A 14,834-nucleotide genomic window follows, 5' to 3' on the forward strand; every position below is an offset into this window, starting at 1 on the left:
GGGGAGCGGATGCGCGCGGATGGCTACGGCGCGCGCGACGCCGAGCGGTTCTACGCGGAGCAGCATCGATCCGAGCGCGACGACTTCGCCCGCGATCGTGCGCGTGTGCTGCACTCCGCCGCGCTGCGACGCCTGGCCGCCAAGACGCAGGTTCTGAGCCCCGCGAGCCCCGCGGACTTCGCGCGCAATCGCCTGACGCACTCCCTCGAGGTCGCGCAGGTCGGCCGTGAGCTCGCGACCTGGCTCTCCCTCGCCCCGGACGTCGTGGATGCGGCGTGTCTCAGCCACGATCTGGGGCATCCGCCGTTCGGCCACAACGGCGAGCGTGCGCTCAACGACTGGGCCGAGGAGATCGGCGGTTTCGAGGGCAACGCGCAGACGCTGCGGATCCTCAGCCGTCTCGAGCCCAAGGTGTTCGACGACAACGGTCGCACGCACGGCCTCAACCTGACCCGCGCGAGCCTCGACGCCAGCTGCAAGTACCCGTGGACCTCGGATCACCCGCTGCCCGATCCGGGCGGGCGCCTGAAGTACGGCGTGTACGCCGACGACGAGCCCGTCTTCCGCTGGATGCGGGAGGGCGCGCCCGGACGCGTGCGGTGCATCGAGGCCGAGGTGATGGACCTCTCGGACGACATCGCCTACTCGGTGCACGATTTCGAAGACGCCGTCACCAACGGCTACCTCGATCCGGCCCGGCTCACCTCGACCGCAGAGCACGAGGGTCTCGTGACGGCGATCCAGGCGTGGGTAGGGTTCGACTTCGCGAGGGACGAGCTCGACGATGCCCTCTACCGCCTCACCCGGATGTCGGAGTGGATCACCGAGTTCGACGGGTCGCGCGCCGCTCTCGGCCGTCTGAAGAACCTGACGAGCGATCTGATCGGGCGATTCGCCCGCGCCGCGACGACCGCCACTCGCGAGGCTTACCCGGCGCGAGCCCTCACCCGCTACTCGGCGCACGTCATCGTGCCCCGCGTCGTCGAGGCCGAGGTCGCCGCGCTCAAGGGCATGGTGGGCGCGTTCGTCGTATCGATCGACGGACGCAAGGAGCTGTATCGCGAGCAGCGGCGGATGCTCAAGCGGCTCGCGACCGCGCTGTGGGACGCCGGCCCCGCCGCGCTCACCCCCGCGCTGCGTGCGGACTTCGACGCCGCGGACGATGACACGGCGAGGCGCCGGGTGATCGTCGACCAGGTGGCCAGCTTCACCGATCAGGACGCCATCTCCTGGCACACCCGACTCGTCGGAGATGTCGATGCCGCCTCCCTCGGCATCTGGACACCGGCATCCCGCGCGCCCTCCGACGTGCTCGGCGAGGACTGATGGCCGGACGCATCCGCCAGGCCGACGTCGAGGAGGTCAAGGCGCGCACCAACATCGCCGACGTCGTCGGTGAACGGGTCGCGTTGAAGCCGGCGGGTGTCGGCTCGATGAAGGGCCTGTGTCCCTTCCACGACGAGCGCAGCCCGAGCTTTCATGTGCGTCCCCAGGTCGGCTTCTATCACTGCTTCGGGTGCGGCGAATCAGGTGATGTCTACACCTTCCTGCGCAAGATGGACCACCTCTCCTTCACCGACGCGGTCGAGCGGCTCGCGGGGCGCATCGGATTCGCGCTGCACTACGAAGAGGGCGGCGGTCCCGCCCCGGAGACCAGCGGACGCGCACGCCTGTACGCCGCGAACATCGCGGCAGCGGAGTTCTTCGCCTCCCAGCTCTCGAGCGCCGAGGCGGAGGCGGGACGGCGGTTCCTCGGGGAGCGGGGCTTCGACGCGGGTGCGGCGTCCCATTTCGGAGTGGGTTACGCTCCCCGCGGTTGGGAGGGCATGACCAAGGCGCTCACCGCACAGGGTTTCACTCGCGACGAGCTGGCGGCGGCGGGCCTGGTGTCGCAGGGTCAGCGCGGCGTGTACGACCGGTTCCGCGGGCGCCTCGTGTGGCCGATCCGCGATGTCACGGGGCAGACGGTCGGGTTCGGGGCGCGCAAGCTCTACGACGATGACCAGGGCCCCAAGTACCTCAACACCCCCGAGACGCCGATCTACCGCAAGTCGCAGGTGCTCTACGGCCTCGACCTCGCCAAGCGCGACATTTCCCGCGAGGACCGGGTCGTGGTCGTCGAGGGCTACACCGACGTCATGGCCTGTCACCTCGCGGGCATCACGACGGCGGTCGCGACCTGCGGCACGGCCTTCGGCAGCGATCACATCACGGTGTTGCGTCGGGTCATGGGCGATGACACGGCCTCGGGCGAGGTCGTGTTCACCTTCGATCCCGACGCCGCGGGTCAGAAGGCGGCGCTGCGTGCCTTCGCCGAGGAGCGCCGCTTCCAGGCGCAGACCTATGTGGCTGTGGCGCCCGAGGGCCTGGACCCCTGCGACCTTCGCCTGCACCGGGGCGACGGCGCGGTGCGCGCTCTGCTCGACCACAAGCAGCCGATGTTCGAGTTCGTCATCGACCGACGGCTCGCCGACTACGACCTGGCAAGTGTCGAGGGGCGCGTGGGAGCACTGCGGGCGGCCGCGCCGATCGTCGCCGAGATCCGCGATCCTTCGCTGCGACCGGGCTACACGAGGGTCCTCGCGCGCCGGCTCGGCATGGATATCGGCGAGGTGCGACCGGCGGTGGATGCTGCGGCTCGGCGCTCCGCCGTCCCCGCCGATGCGCGCGGTGGCAGCGAGGGTGAGCGCGGCCGGCCCCCGGCATCCGATCCCGACGACGCTCCGGCCGTCGCCGCGCCGAGGCTCGCGACGCTGCCGCGCACCCCCGATGTGATGCTCGAGCGCGAGGCCGTGATGGGGTACCTGCAGTACGGGCACACGATCCCCGATGTGCTGCGCGAGCGGGCCTTCGCCGAACCGCTGCGCCACCCGGCACTGGAGGCCATCCGCGCCGCGATCGCGGCGGCGGACGTGCACCGGGCGGGCTGGTCACTGACCGCGGTCGAGGAGGTGCGCGAACCCTACCGAGGGCTTGCCGCCGATCTGCTGGCAGCCCCCTTCCCTGCCCGAGACGAAGCGGGGGCCCGGGCCTCGGCCACGTCGCTCGCTCGGCGGATCGTGCTGCGCGCGTACGACGCGCAGAAGGCCGAGCTGCTCGGTGCCGTCCAGCGCGTGCCGGCCGATTCGCCCGACGGCCGCACGCTGCGGATGCGGCTGCGCGACCTCGATGCCGAACGACACGGCTGGGCCTCCGAGGAGTGATGCTGGCCCATGGGCCCGCCAGAGGGCAGGATGAACCCATGGGCCGACGCGAGGAGAGCACGACGCCGGTCGTCGTCGAGGACCTCAGCGTCGCGCACGCGTCGGGTTCGCGGCCGGGCGGCGGGCGTGCGGTCGACGGTGTCTCATTCCGCATCGAACGCGGTGGTGCGCTGCTGGTGCTCGGACCGACGGGGTCGGGCAAGAGCAGTCTCCTGCACGCGATCTCGGGACGCGAGATCGATGACCTCGAGGTCGTGGGCGGCCGGGCGGTTGTCGAGGGGATCTCGATCAAACGCCCCGGGCGGGCTCGCCGGGTTCTGACCTATCACGTCGGGCATCTGGCCCAGCGAGCGGGAGCGGACCTCCCCGCCCGGCTGACTGCGGAAGAGATCATCCACGCGCCCATCACGAGCCGCGATCGCAAGGTCAACACGCGAGCTCTGTCACTGCGGGTCGCGGCCCTGCTCGACGAGCTGCATCTTCCGCTGGGTACCGCGCAGAAGTTTCCGTACGAACTGAGCGCCGGCATGCGCCAGCGCGTGGCGGTGGCGAGGGCCCTCGTGCTGGCTCCGAGGGTGCTGGTCGCCGACGAGCCGCTCGCGAATCTCGATGTCGAGGCCCGTCGCGTGGTGCTCGACGCGATCGAGCACCGCCGCCGGGCATACGGGATGGTGACGCTCGCCGCCGCGAACGACGTGCGGATCGCGGAGGCTCTGGACGCCGACGTGCTGGTGCTCCAGCACGGGCATCCCGTCGCGCAGGGGCACCACGAACGCGTCGTCTGGTCGCCCTCCGCCGAGGCAGACGCCCGGCTGCTGGTCTCGTGACGGACTCGCCCGGCGGATGCGCCGTGCGTCTTGCCTCACGTCAAGATGTCCGGGAGTGAGTGATGCTTGCCTCACGTGAAATGTCCGCGTAGCTCAGGCGGCGGGGCGGGTGCCCTGGGTGCGGGCGGCGGCGAGTTCGATGAGTTGTTGCTGGATCTGGTTGATCCGTCGGGTGATCCGTGCCGGGTTCAGCTTCGCATGCTCGCGCTCCAGTCGGGCGCGGGTCTTCTCGTCGAGCACACCGGCGTCGAGCAACCGCTGGTAGGGGGTACGTGGCTTGTCGTAGACGCGCTTCTTCCGGCCGGCTGCGGTGTGGGTCCAGTCGATCGCTTTCACGCAGGGCAGCAGATGGTTCTTGCGGGCCATCACGAAATCCCAGAGCTCGTTGAGCAGGGTCATCTCCGCCTCGGTCTCGTAGCGGTAGCGGAACGCGTGTTTGCGGACCCAGTCGCCGTTGCGTTGCTCGACGTGCGCGTTGTCGTTGTGCTTGTAGGGACGCCCCCGGGTGACGGGGATCTCCTTCTTGTCCGCCCAGGCGATCACGCCCCAGTTCATGAACTCGGATCCGTTGTCGAAGTCGAGCCCGGCGACCGGGACGGGCGCGTTCTTCACCATCCATTCCAGGGCGCCGTGCACGTGCACGTAGGCGTTGTTGCGGATCGTGCGCAGCATCGTCCACCCCGCGACCGGGTCGGTGCCGGTCAGGGTGCGCAGGAACTCGCCTTTGAGGGAGTGGCCGCAGTGCGCGACGGTGTCCAGCTCCAGGAACCCCGGGACGGTCAGCGGGGCGTCCATGCTGGTGCGCGTCGGGATCGAAGAGCGCAGGATGTGGGACGGCTTCGTGCCCGAGACCGCGACCGGGTAGGCGGCGTCCTTGTGCGGTTTCAGGTACCGGTCGATCGTCGCGGCGCTCATCGATCGCAACTCGTCCAGCACCTCCGGTGTGACCCGCTGCTCGACCTTGCCGAGCTCACGGAAGCGGACGAGGCGTTCGAGGGTGTCGTCCATGATCGCCGCGAAGTACTTTCCCGACGGCTGCCCGGACAGCCGCCAGACTTCTTGCAGCACCACGAGCGCATCGTAGGAGTACTTCCGCTCACGCGGCTTACGCTGCTGATCGCGCGCGGCACCTTTGCGTGCGTTCGCGGCACGGATCGCGCGGCGCGCGTGATCACGCGTCCAGCCTGTCGCGTGCACAAGCTCGTCCAGCAGCCGGCCCTTCTCTTCCTTGCCTGCTTTCGCATACTCGCGGGCGAACTTCTTCGTGATCTCACGGCGCGCCGCCATCGACAACTCCCTGCTCATCACCCCAGGGAACTACGCGGACATTCCTACGTGAGGCACGCGCAGCCCTTCCCGGACCTTTTAGCTGAGTCTCGTCGCCGTGTCGTGGGACGCTCGCGGGGTTTGCTAACATAGTCGGGTTGCCCAGCGTCAGCCGGGCGCATTCCTCGGTAGCTCAATTGGCAGAGCAATCGGCTGTTAACCGATAGGTTCTTGGTTCGAGTCCAAGCCGGGGAGCACACGACGAACGCCTCACCGCACACGCGGCGGGGCGTTCTGTTTCTCAGCCGGCCGCGCGCGAGCGGGGGTCTTCGCCGAGCATGCTCCACACCGTGCGGGTCAGCTCCGGATGCTCGATCGCGATCTGGCGCAGTACCCGATAGTCACGCACGTGCGAGGGCATGCGTCCGCCGTCGGCGATGATCGCGTCCGCGCGCAGAGTGTGCACGACCAACTCGTCCACCGTGGGCAGCTCCTCCATGAAGGACCAGGGATCCTCGCCGTGGCGCAGACGCTCCTCGACGACGACGCCGAGTTCCTCCGCGGCCTCGGCCCGCAGCAGCTCCAGGCTGGCGCGGCGCTCGATCCGGATCTCACTCACCCTTCGAGCCTAACCGCCGTCGAGTCGCGACGAGGCCGCACGTCGACGCCTCGATGACCACGCGTCGACCTCACGCGTCGAGGTCATCGACTCCCGGCATCCACGAGTGCCCCTGGCGACCCCAGCCGCGCTTGCGGGCGAGCTTCTGCACCGTCTTCCAGTCGCCGTCGTCGAGTCGATCGATGTACAGAATGCCGTCGAGATGGTCGTACTCGTGCTGCAGGATGCGCGCGCGCCACCCGTCCACGTCGATGCTGACGGGGTCGCCCTCGAGGTCGGTGCCCGTCACACGCACCCGGGAGGAGCGGCGCAGCGCGAACCGTTCGCCGGGAAACGAGAGGCAGCCCTCGCTCTCCTCGTCGGGATCGGGCATGCCCGGCTCCAGCGGATGCATCCACAGCTCGGGATTGATGACGACGCCGCGCCAGGGAGCCCCCTCGTCGTCCTGATAGCTGTAGACGAACAGCCGAAGGGGTACGCCGACCTGCGGAGCCGCCAGCCCCACGCCGGGCGCGGCATCCATCGTCTCGAACATGTCGTTCACGAGCGCGCGGATGTCGTCGGTCACGGACTCGACCGGAGAGGCGGGGGAGTGAAGGACGGAATCGCCCATGATCATGATCGGAAGAACGGCCACGTCCTGAGCCTATCCAGCGGCGCGCGGGTAGTCTCGATGCCGTGATGTGGGCGGGCACGGTCGAAGAGGTGGGCGAACAGCTGGTCGGCGCGTTCCAGAACCCCGGACTCCTGCTCGGCATCCCGCTCGCCCTCGCCGGTGCGGTCTTCATGTCCTTCGGCGCGCAGTATCAGCACCGCGGTGTCATGAAGGTCGAGCGACTGAGCGGCCAGGATGGGGCGGCGGGCCTGACGATGGCTCAGCTTCGACGCCTGCTCACTCGTCCCTCGTGGGTGGTCGGCACGCTCATGCTCGGCATGGCGATCATTTGTCAGCTCGGGGCGCTCACCGTCGCGCCGCTCATCGTGGTGCAGCCTCTGGGCGCGATCGCGCTCGTCGTGACGACCCTCCTGAACTGGCGTGTCAGCGGCCATGCGCCCACCCGGCGCTCGCTCATGGCGATCATCGCGTGTGTGGGCGGCATCTTCATCTTCGTGCTGATCGCCGCCATCTACGCCACCGAGCGCACGCTGTCGGAGAGCGAGCTGATCACCGTCCTCGTGATCCTCGGCGCGGTCACGGTGGTGCTGCTGGTGCTGTGGATGCTGCTGCGACACCGCATGCGCGCGCTCTTCTACATCCTCGCGGCCGGTGTGGTCTACGGCTTCGTCGCCACCCTCGCGAAGGTCGTCATCAAACGGGTGCAGGCGGGCGACTTCGAGTGGCTGACGCTGCTGTGCCTCATCGCCCTGCTCGCCGCCACGGCCATCGGCGCCTACTTCGTGCAGACGGCGTACTCCGCGGGACCTCCGGATCTCGTCATCGCGGGACTCACGGTGATCGATCCGATGGTCGCCGTGCTCATCGGCCTGTTGGTGCTCGGCGAGGGTGCGGCGGCCCCGCTCTGGGCTCTCATCGGTTTCGGCGTGGCCGGCGCGATCGCCACCTGGGGTGTCGTCTCGCTCGCGCGGTATCACCCTCAGATCGTCAGCGACAGTCAGGAGCTGCCGCTGCTGCGCGGCAGTGAGACCACTATGACGCGGCGCGACGGCGCGGGAGAAGACCCGCTGGTCTGATTCGCCCTCGCGTCGCGGTTGGGTAGGCTCGTGGGATCAGGGGGCGGTGGCCAAGCTGGTCAAGGCAGCGGGCTCATAACCCGACGATCGTGGGTTCAAGTCCCACCCGCCCTACAGGAGAGCTCGACGAGCGAGACCGCTACATCGCCGCGCCGACGTAGGAGTACTTCACGAACACCTCAGCCGCGATACCGGCCTCGTCGAGCACGCCCTGCACCGCGGTCAGCATGTACTTCGAGTCCCAGCCCATATAGAGGAAGTTCTGCTCGTCGACCTCGTCCCAGTGTCCGTTCCAGGCTCGAGCGGGGTAGAGCGGCCCGCCGCGGCGCGCGCTGAAGGCCTCGACCGTTGCGCGGTGATCGGCCCAGAGACGCCTGAAGACGCGATTGAAGAGGTGTTTGACGTCGTACACCTCCCAGTGCTCTCCGCGGTACTCGACGTACTCGAACTCCCGTTCCCACCCGCGCGGCCAACCGCGCCGGCGCTGTGCGTCGAGGATCGGGGTCAGGCCGTCGTCGTCGATTCCCGTGACCTCGGGTCGTGCCCACACGCGCATGAACTCCTCGGACAGAGCGCCGGTCCGCTGGGAGATGGCCGCCGTTCCCCATGAGGAGGTGTGTGCGATGTCCCTCGTCAGGGCGAACGCGCTCTCGGGATAGAGCACGTCCCGCTTCTGGGGGAACGATGCCTCCCAGGCTCTTTCGGCGAGCGGATCCTCGAGGAGCGTCAGGTTGCCGAGGGTCGACGCGAGAGCGCGGTGGCTGTTCTGCTCGTCCTCGGTGTAGTCGCCCCAGGTGCGAAGCCCATCGCCGGTCCACGTGTCACCGGGAGCGAGCGGGACGACGTACTCGATTCCGACGCCGTCGAGATCGGTCACCCCTGCCAGCCGACCCAGCACGTACGCGGGGTGGGGGAGCGGGTTGTACTTCAGCTCGATGCGGACGCGCTCGTTCGAGGGCATGATGCGGGCGATCGCGTGCATCATGGCCGCGTGGCCATCCTCGCGTGCCCGGCACAGCCGCGCCACGAGCCTGTCGGTACCCAGGCCCACGACGGTGCGGCGCAGCAGCAGCGACTGGATGCCCTCGAGCGTGGCCAGCAGGTCGGCGCGGCTCGCGCGTCCCCGCGCATGCTCGTGCAGGACTCGCATCAGCAGGGGGTACATGCCGCGGCCGAAGATGTTCACTCCGGCGAGCCGGTCAGCGATGGCATCGTCCTGTTCCCGAGCGGGATCGAGCAGGATGCGATAAATCGCCGAGTACTCGCGCCAGGTGGCGGCATCCACGCGGAGTGAGGCCAGGTCAAGGCGCGGGAACCGCTGACGGAACGCGTCGTAGACGCTGCGCTCGCCCGCGACGGCCACCTCGCGTCCCGACGTCATGACCAGATAGTGCCGCCAGAATCCGGCGATCGCGTCACCGGTGTTGGATTCGATCGGGGCCCAGAATTCAGACTCGATCTCGGTCTGCTCGCTGTGGGTCAGACCCATGAGCACGTAGTTGTGGATGAGTTCGTGATCGCGCAGCGGTTCACCGGTCGAGTTGAGACTCTCGAAGATCTGCTGGGCGTTCGCCCCGACACCCAGCGTGATCGAGACGTGCTCGAGTTTCTGCAGGCCCCGCCAGATGCGCGGCACCTCGTCGAGACGGACCTGGCTGCGGAAGTAGGCGTAGTTGTCGTCGAAGCGGGATTCGCGCAGCTGTCCGCCTGCGCCGTGGTGACCGCGCACGACGCTCTCGAAGACGTCGGCCCACGCGCGATGAGGGCGGAGTTTGGTGCGCCCGGGACCACTCGCCCGCAAGAGCACGCGCCCGAGCTCGTCCGCGAGGGCGGGGTCGGTGTCTGCGATCGTGTGTCGAAGAGCGGCGATGAGCAGCATCAGGGTCGTGATGCGCTGCTGGCCGTCGATCAGCACCAACTCGCCGGGGGCCCCTTCACCCGGGCTCTCGGCGGAGAGGATGGAGCCGATGAAGTGCATGCTGCGCTCGTCGAGGTCGGCCACGGCGCGGATGTCGGCAAGGAGCTGCTCGCACCCGCCGATGTCCCATCTGTACTGGCGCTGGTAGACGGGAACGACGATCGCGGTCTGCGGCTCTGCCAACCAGGCGATGGTGTTGACCGCGTGCGCCTCGACGTTGGTGGCACTGCCCATGACTGCTTCGCCCCTCGTTGCACATCGGAACTGCGGGGCGAAACACCCGCGCGCGATCCAGTCTAAGCACCGCGGATCCGGTGTCCCTTATTTACGGCCGGGGCTTCGGGGAGCGTTCAGCGGCCCGAAGTAGGCTTGCCTAAGTTGGGCCTGTTAAAACGTGCTGGCCCTCTGACGAAAGGCATGTCACCTCATGGGTTACATCAAGTCCGCCGCTCTCGAGGAGACCGGCTATGTGGTGCTCGACTCCTACAACCAGGAGCTCGATCCCAAGGAATGGCTCGACATCGAGTACAACGACTGGAAGTCCTCGGGCGACACGCGCTTCGCGCCGCTGGCGAGCGCCTTCGGCGAGATCGAGTGCAACGGGTTCTGGAACCATAAGCCGCCGCGCACCGACAAGGACGGCGTGTGGATCGACTCGCAGGTCGCCAAGGCGCCGAACCTCACGCGCCGTGCCATGGAGCCGGGCGCGAACGTCGGCCGGTGCCGCGTGATCGAGCTTCAGCCGAACACCTACGCCGACTGCCTCTACAACCTGCACCAGGACGACAACAACCGGCTGAACCCGGACGGCACGGGCTGGGTCGTGCGCGGATTCTTCAACCTCACCGACGACAAGACGAGCTACTTCGTGCTGCGCGACAATCGCACCGACCCCGAGGGCGAGGTGCGTATCGCACTGCCGGCCGGGGCGCAGCTGATCGTCGACACCCAGCGGCTGTGGCATGCGGCGACGCACCCGGGCACCGAGCCGCGCTACTGCCTCATCACGTCGTGGACGTCGGGACCGGAGCTCGACGCGTACATCGAGAAGTACAACGGCGTCCCTCGTGTGCCCAACTTCGAGGTGCCGCAGGAGGAGCTCGACGCCGGTCAGGCCGAGCAGACTCGCCGGCTCGCCGCCCGTGCCGCGTACTACGCGGCCAAGGGTCAGGCCGAGAAGGTGGTGATGAGCGAGGCGTGAGCCACGCCGCGTCCAGGGGGTTTCGGTCGTGCGGCCGAAACCCCCTGCGTCGTCTCGCACCGTGATGACAGCATCCACGCCGTACACCGTCGCCACCGACGGTGCGTGCAAGCGCAATCCCGGGCCCGCCGGATGGGCATGGGTTGCCGAAGACGGTCACTGGTCGGCCGGTTCGCTGCTCGCGGGTACCAACAACATCGGCGAGCTCCTGGCCCTGCTGCACGCCGTGCAGGATCACGCTCACATCGAGCGTCTTGTCGTCCAGGCCGATTCGATGTACGCGATCGACACGTATCGATCATGGATGGATGCCCATGCCCGCCGCGGATGGAAGACCTCCACCGGCCAACCCACCAAGAACGCCGACATCTTGGCGGCGTTGATCGCTGCGCGCGACGCTCGGCGTCGGGCGGGGCTGGCAGACATCGTTCTGGAGCATGTGCGAGGCCACGCGGGTCACCGTCTGAACGGCTGGGCGGATGAGCGCGCCGTGCGGGCTTCTGAGCACGCCGCGGAGGGACGGGAGCTGATCTGGTCAACACACCGCACAGCGCCTCTGCTCGATGTCAGCGATGACGCCCCGCGCGCGGCGAAGGAGCGTGCGCGACGCGCCCGAACGACACGGCGTCTTGCCTCACGTCAAGATGTCCGGGAGTGAGTGATGCTTGCCTCACGTGAAATGTCCGCGTAGCTCAGGCGGCGGGGCGGGTGCCCTGGGTGCGGGCGGCGGCGAGTTCGATGAGTTGTTGCTGGATCTGGTTGATCCGTCGGGTGATCCGTGCCGGGTTCAGCTTCGCATGCTCGCGCTCCAGTCGGGCGCGGGTCTTCTCGTCGAGCACACCGGCGTCGAGCAACCGCTGGTAGGGGGTACGTGGCTTGTCGTAGACGCGCTTCTTCCGGCCGGCTGCGGTGTGGGTCCAGTCGATCGCTTTCACGCAGGGCAGCAGATGGTTCTTGCGGGCCATCACGAAATCCCAGAGCTCGTTGAGCAGGGTCATCTCCGCCTCGGTCTCGTAGCGGTAGCGGAACGCGTGTTTGCGGACCCAGTCGCCGTTGCGTTGCTCGACGTGCGCGTTGTCGTTGTGCTTGTAGGGACGCCCCCGGGTGACGGGGATCTCCTTCTTGTCCGCCCAGGCGATCACGCCCCAGTTCATGAACTCGGATCCGTTGTCGAAGTCGAGCCCGGCGACCGGGACGGGCGCGTTCTTCACCATCCATTCCAGGGCGCCGTGCACGTGCACGTAGGCGTTGTTGCGGATCGTGCGCAGCATCGTCCACCCCGCGACCGGGTCGGTGCCGGTCAGGGTGCGCAGGAACTCGCCTTTGAGGGAGTGGCCGCAGTGCGCGACGGTGTCCAGCTCCAGGAACCCCGGGACGGTCAGCGGGGCGTCCATGCTGGTGCGCGTCGGGATCGAAGAGCGCAGGATGTGGGACGGCTTCGTGCCCGAGACCGCGACCGGGTAGGCGGCGTCCTTGTGCGGTTTCAGGTACCGGTCGATCGTCGCGGCGCTCATCGATCGCAACTCGTCCAGCACCTCCGGTGTGACCCGCTGCTCGACCTTGCCGAGCTCACGGAAGCGGACGAGGCGTTCGAGGGTGTCGTCCATGATCGCCGCGAAGTACTTTCCCGACGGCTGCCCGGACAGCCGCCAGACTTCTTGCAGCACCACGAGCGCATCGTAGGAGTACTTCCGCTCACGCGGCTTACGCTGCTGATCGCGCGCGGCACCTTTGCGTGCGTTCGCGGCACGGATCGCGCGGCGCGCGTGATCACGCGTCCAGCCTGTCGCGTGCACAAGCTCGTCCAGCAGCCGGCCCTTCTCTTCCTTGCCTGCTTTCGCATACTCGCGGGCGAACTTCTTCGTGATCTCACGGCGCGCCGCCATCGACAACTCCCTGCTCATCACCCCAGGGAACTACGCGGACATTCCTACGTGAGGCACGCGCAGCCCTTCCCGGACCTTTTAGCTGAGTCTCGTCGCACGGTTGTGATTCTTCGTTGCGCTCCGTCATAATGGGCGCACAACCGGATAACAATTTCACATCATCGCCGCCACTCCGCGGCAGGTCGTAGGGGAAGACGTACCTGAGAAAACGGGAGTGGAAATGGCGACATCACAGGCGCGCGGAGTGATCTACATCCATTCCGCGCCACGAGCGTTGTGCCCCCATCTGGAGTGGGCGGTGGGACGCGCTATCGGGCGAGCCGTCGGCTTCGAATGGGCCGAGCAGCCCGTCCTTCCGGGCGCGCGTCGCGCCGAGTTCTACTGGGAGGGCCCCGTAGGCACCGGTGCCGCTCTCGCGACGGCGATCCGTGGCTGGGAGCATCTGCGGTTCGAGGTGACGGAGGATCCGACTCCGCGATCGGATGGCGGCCGGTGGCTGCACACCCCGGATCTCGGCATCCACTACGCGCAGACGGACACGGCCGGCAACGTCGTCATCGGCGAGGATCGCGTGCGGTACGCGATGGAACTTGCCGCCGGAGATCCGCGAGAGCTTCAGCGTGAACTCGGCGTCGCACTCGGAAGTGCCTGGGACGAGGAGCTGGAGCCTTTCCGACACGCGAGCGATGAGGCCCCCGTCGTCTGGCTGCACAAGGTCGGGTAACGGACAGCGGGGTGGCGCACAGGCCTGAAGCGTGCGTGCCTCGACCCGCGGACTGCTCGTGTCAGATAGGCGCGTGCCTCGATCGCGGAGTGCTCGCGTCAGAAGGGTGCGTCCTGTACGTCGGGCATGAATCCGATGGTGACCGGTGGTGGGGTGTCTGTGTAGTGGAGTCCGCCGGGTGATATCCACTCGATCACCCCGCCCGGGTGGTGTTTCACCCGCCAGGGCGTCTCACCCTTCAGAGTGTGATGTCGTCGACAGAGCGCGCAGAGGTTTCTGTGGTCGGTGGCTCCGCCGAGGGCAAAATCCTCACCATGATCCATATCGCACCGATGGGTGGGCATGCGGCAGCCCGGGAATCTGCAGTGCGGATCCCTCACCCTCAGATGTCGGGTGAGGTCTGCGGATCTTGTGTATCTGTCGACGGCGAGGACTCCGCCGGTGATGGGGTCGGCGAGTACGCGTTCCCATCCGGGTACCGAGGCGGCGAGGATCCTCGCGGTGTCGAGGTCAATCGGGGTGCGTCCGACGAGCTCTGCGGGGTCATCGGTCACGCCGGCGAGTGCGAGGGCGGGGACGGTGACGTTGACGGTTGCGCGGATGGAGGCGAGTCCGCCGTGTCCGTCGCCGAGCCCTTCACCGGTCTGGGGGTCGATGCGGTGGGTGAGGACCATCTCCATGAGCACGTCGGCACGCACCTGATCCAGGGTCCGAGAATCCACCGGGACTCCGTCACCCTCGGCCTCGGCGGCGTCCTCGCCCTCGACCTCGGCGGCGTCCGCGGCTTCGGCCGCGTCCGCGGTTTGGGCGGCGTGTGCGGTGTTGAGGACGTCGCGGGCGATGTGGGTGATCATGTCGTGGATGCCGTGCACCGGTACCGCCGGGCCCCGGAGGAGGAGTTCGCTCATTCCGTCTTCGACGTCCCGCACCCACACCCCGCCGCTCTTGCGCGCGACCTGATGCCGCTCCGCGAACGTCGTCGGCTGCACCTGCTCGACCAGGCGCGCCAGTTGCGGTCCGAGCCGCCCGGGTGTGGTGGACGCGGCCCGCTCCAGCGCCTCGGCTTCGAACGCGGCGCGCACCTCCGGGTCGGTGAGTTTCACCCCGTGCTCGACGATCGCCCGCACATGCCCCACCGACACGACACCCGCGGCCAGCGCCTCGAACGATGCCGCGAAGCGCGTCACGAGGGTGTGGGCGTCGTTCATCCGCCGCTGCACCGAACGATCGGGTTGCCGCGCACACGCACCCAGCTCCGCGGCGAGCGCCCGCAACGGGAGTTCGGCTTCGCGGCCCGCGCTGCGGGGGATCTCCGCCACCCGCTCCAACCCGACCGCCTGCGCCTCGGCGAGCACGCTCATCGCCTGAGCCTCGGCCGCAGCGATCGCTGCCACCGCGGCCGCGTACTTCGCCGCAAGGGCCGCCGCGACAGCGTCGACACGATCGACGTTGTCGTCGTGTGCGTCGCCGCCCGGCGTGGTGTTCATACTCGAACGCT

General features: G+C 68.3%; 13 protein-coding genes and 2 tRNA genes. 9 read left to right on the forward strand and 6 right to left on the reverse strand.

Annotation, left to right across the window (positions count from 1 at the left end; all coding sequences use genetic code 11):
* Positions 1-9: 9 nt before the first annotated feature.
* From AB2L57_RS11070 to AB2L57_RS11080, 3 genes are read left to right on the forward strand one after another with little or no spacing between them, the layout of a single operon-like run.
* Complete coding sequence (locus AB2L57_RS11070; RefSeq protein WP_292812992.1) at positions 10-1,326, forward strand: deoxyguanosinetriphosphate triphosphohydrolase; 1,317 nt, start codon at positions 10-12, stop codon at positions 1,324-1,326.
* Positions 1,326-3,203 carry a DNA primase gene (dnaG, locus tag AB2L57_RS11075; protein WP_292812994.1) on the forward strand — a complete coding sequence of 626 codons (1,878 nt, stop codon included), beginning with the start codon at positions 1,326-1,328 and terminating at the stop codon, positions 3,201-3,203. The genes AB2L57_RS11070 and dnaG overlap by 1 nt, the downstream gene beginning before the upstream one ends.
* Before the next feature lie 38 nt (positions 3,204-3,241).
* Positions 3,242-4,030, forward strand: a complete 789-nt coding sequence (locus AB2L57_RS11080; RefSeq protein ID WP_292812997.1) for an ATP-binding cassette domain-containing protein — start codon at positions 3,242-3,244, stop codon at positions 4,028-4,030.
* A 93-nt stretch (positions 4,031-4,123) separates the two neighbouring features.
* On the opposite strand, the gene AB2L57_RS11085 is transcribed toward AB2L57_RS11080, so the two are convergent.
* On the reverse strand, positions 4,124-5,335 hold the full coding sequence (locus AB2L57_RS11085) for an integrase (RefSeq protein WP_409046856.1): 1,212 nt from the start codon (positions 5,333-5,335) through the stop codon (positions 4,124-4,126).
* A gap of 143 nt (positions 5,336-5,478) precedes the next feature.
* Here AB2L57_RS11085 and AB2L57_RS11090 point away from each other — a divergent pair.
* Positions 5,479-5,551 (forward strand) — tRNA-Asn (locus AB2L57_RS11090).
* Between the two features lie 46 nt (positions 5,552-5,597).
* On the opposite strand, the gene AB2L57_RS11095 is transcribed toward AB2L57_RS11090, so the two are convergent.
* Both AB2L57_RS11095 and def read right to left on the reverse strand, forming a co-directional pair.
* The gene (locus AB2L57_RS11095; protein WP_292812999.1) at positions 5,598-5,915 is read right to left on the reverse strand and encodes a tryptophan synthase subunit alpha; all 318 of its coding nucleotides are present in this window, start codon (positions 5,913-5,915) and stop codon (positions 5,598-5,600) included.
* A gap of 70 nt (positions 5,916-5,985) precedes the next feature.
* Entirely contained in the window at positions 5,986-6,552 is a 567-nt protein-coding gene (gene def / locus AB2L57_RS11100) for a peptide deformylase (protein ID WP_292813002.1), read from the reverse strand.
* Positions 6,553-6,596: 44 nt separating this feature from the next.
* On the opposite strand from def, the gene AB2L57_RS11105 reads away from it, so the two are divergent.
* Both AB2L57_RS11105 and AB2L57_RS11110 read left to right on the forward strand, forming a co-directional pair.
* Positions 6,597-7,607 carry a DMT family transporter gene (locus tag AB2L57_RS11105; protein ID WP_292813010.1) on the forward strand — a complete coding sequence of 337 codons (1,011 nt, stop codon included), beginning with the start codon at positions 6,597-6,599 and terminating at the stop codon, positions 7,605-7,607.
* Positions 7,608-7,647: 40 nt separating this feature from the next.
* Positions 7,648-7,721 (forward strand) — tRNA-Ile (locus AB2L57_RS11110).
* 25 nt (positions 7,722-7,746) lie between these two features.
* On the opposite strand, the gene AB2L57_RS11115 is transcribed toward AB2L57_RS11110, so the two are convergent.
* Positions 7,747-9,759, reverse strand: coding sequence for a DUF262 domain-containing protein (locus tag AB2L57_RS11115; RefSeq protein WP_409047105.1), 2,013 nt, complete (start codon positions 9,757-9,759; stop codon positions 7,747-7,749).
* Between the two features lie 193 nt (positions 9,760-9,952).
* Here AB2L57_RS11115 and AB2L57_RS11120 point away from each other — a divergent pair, with 193 nt between their 5' ends.
* Positions 9,953-10,726, forward strand: a complete 774-nt coding sequence (locus tag AB2L57_RS11120) for a hypothetical protein (RefSeq protein WP_292813008.1) — start codon at positions 9,953-9,955, stop codon at positions 10,724-10,726.
* 64 nt (positions 10,727-10,790) lie between these two features.
* Positions 10,791-11,384, forward strand: coding sequence for an RNase H family protein (locus tag AB2L57_RS11125; protein ID WP_409048620.1), 594 nt, complete (start codon positions 10,791-10,793; stop codon positions 11,382-11,384).
* Positions 11,385-11,418: 34 nt separating this feature from the next.
* Here the strand turns inward: AB2L57_RS11125 and AB2L57_RS11130 are convergent, their stop codons facing one another.
* Entirely contained in the window at positions 11,419-12,630 is a 1,212-nt protein-coding gene (locus AB2L57_RS11130; protein ID WP_409046856.1) for an integrase, read from the reverse strand.
* A 202-nt stretch (positions 12,631-12,832) separates the two neighbouring features.
* On the opposite strand from AB2L57_RS11130, the gene AB2L57_RS11135 reads away from it, so the two are divergent.
* Positions 12,833-13,336: a DUF3145 domain-containing protein gene (locus tag AB2L57_RS11135; protein ID WP_409047106.1), complete on the forward strand. Its 504-nt coding sequence runs from the start codon at positions 12,833-12,835 to the stop codon at positions 13,334-13,336.
* A 98-nt stretch (positions 13,337-13,434) separates the two neighbouring features.
* Here AB2L57_RS11135 and AB2L57_RS11140 read toward each other — a convergent pair whose 3' ends face one another.
* Complete coding sequence (locus tag AB2L57_RS11140) at positions 13,435-14,823, reverse strand: DUF222 domain-containing protein (protein WP_409047107.1); 1,389 nt, start codon at positions 14,821-14,823, stop codon at positions 13,435-13,437.
* Positions 14,824-14,834 lie beyond the last annotated feature (11 nt).

The organism is Microbacterium sp. HA-8 (assembly GCF_046111165.1).
Classification (GTDB): Bacteria; Actinomycetota; Actinomycetes; order Actinomycetales; family Microbacteriaceae; genus Microbacterium.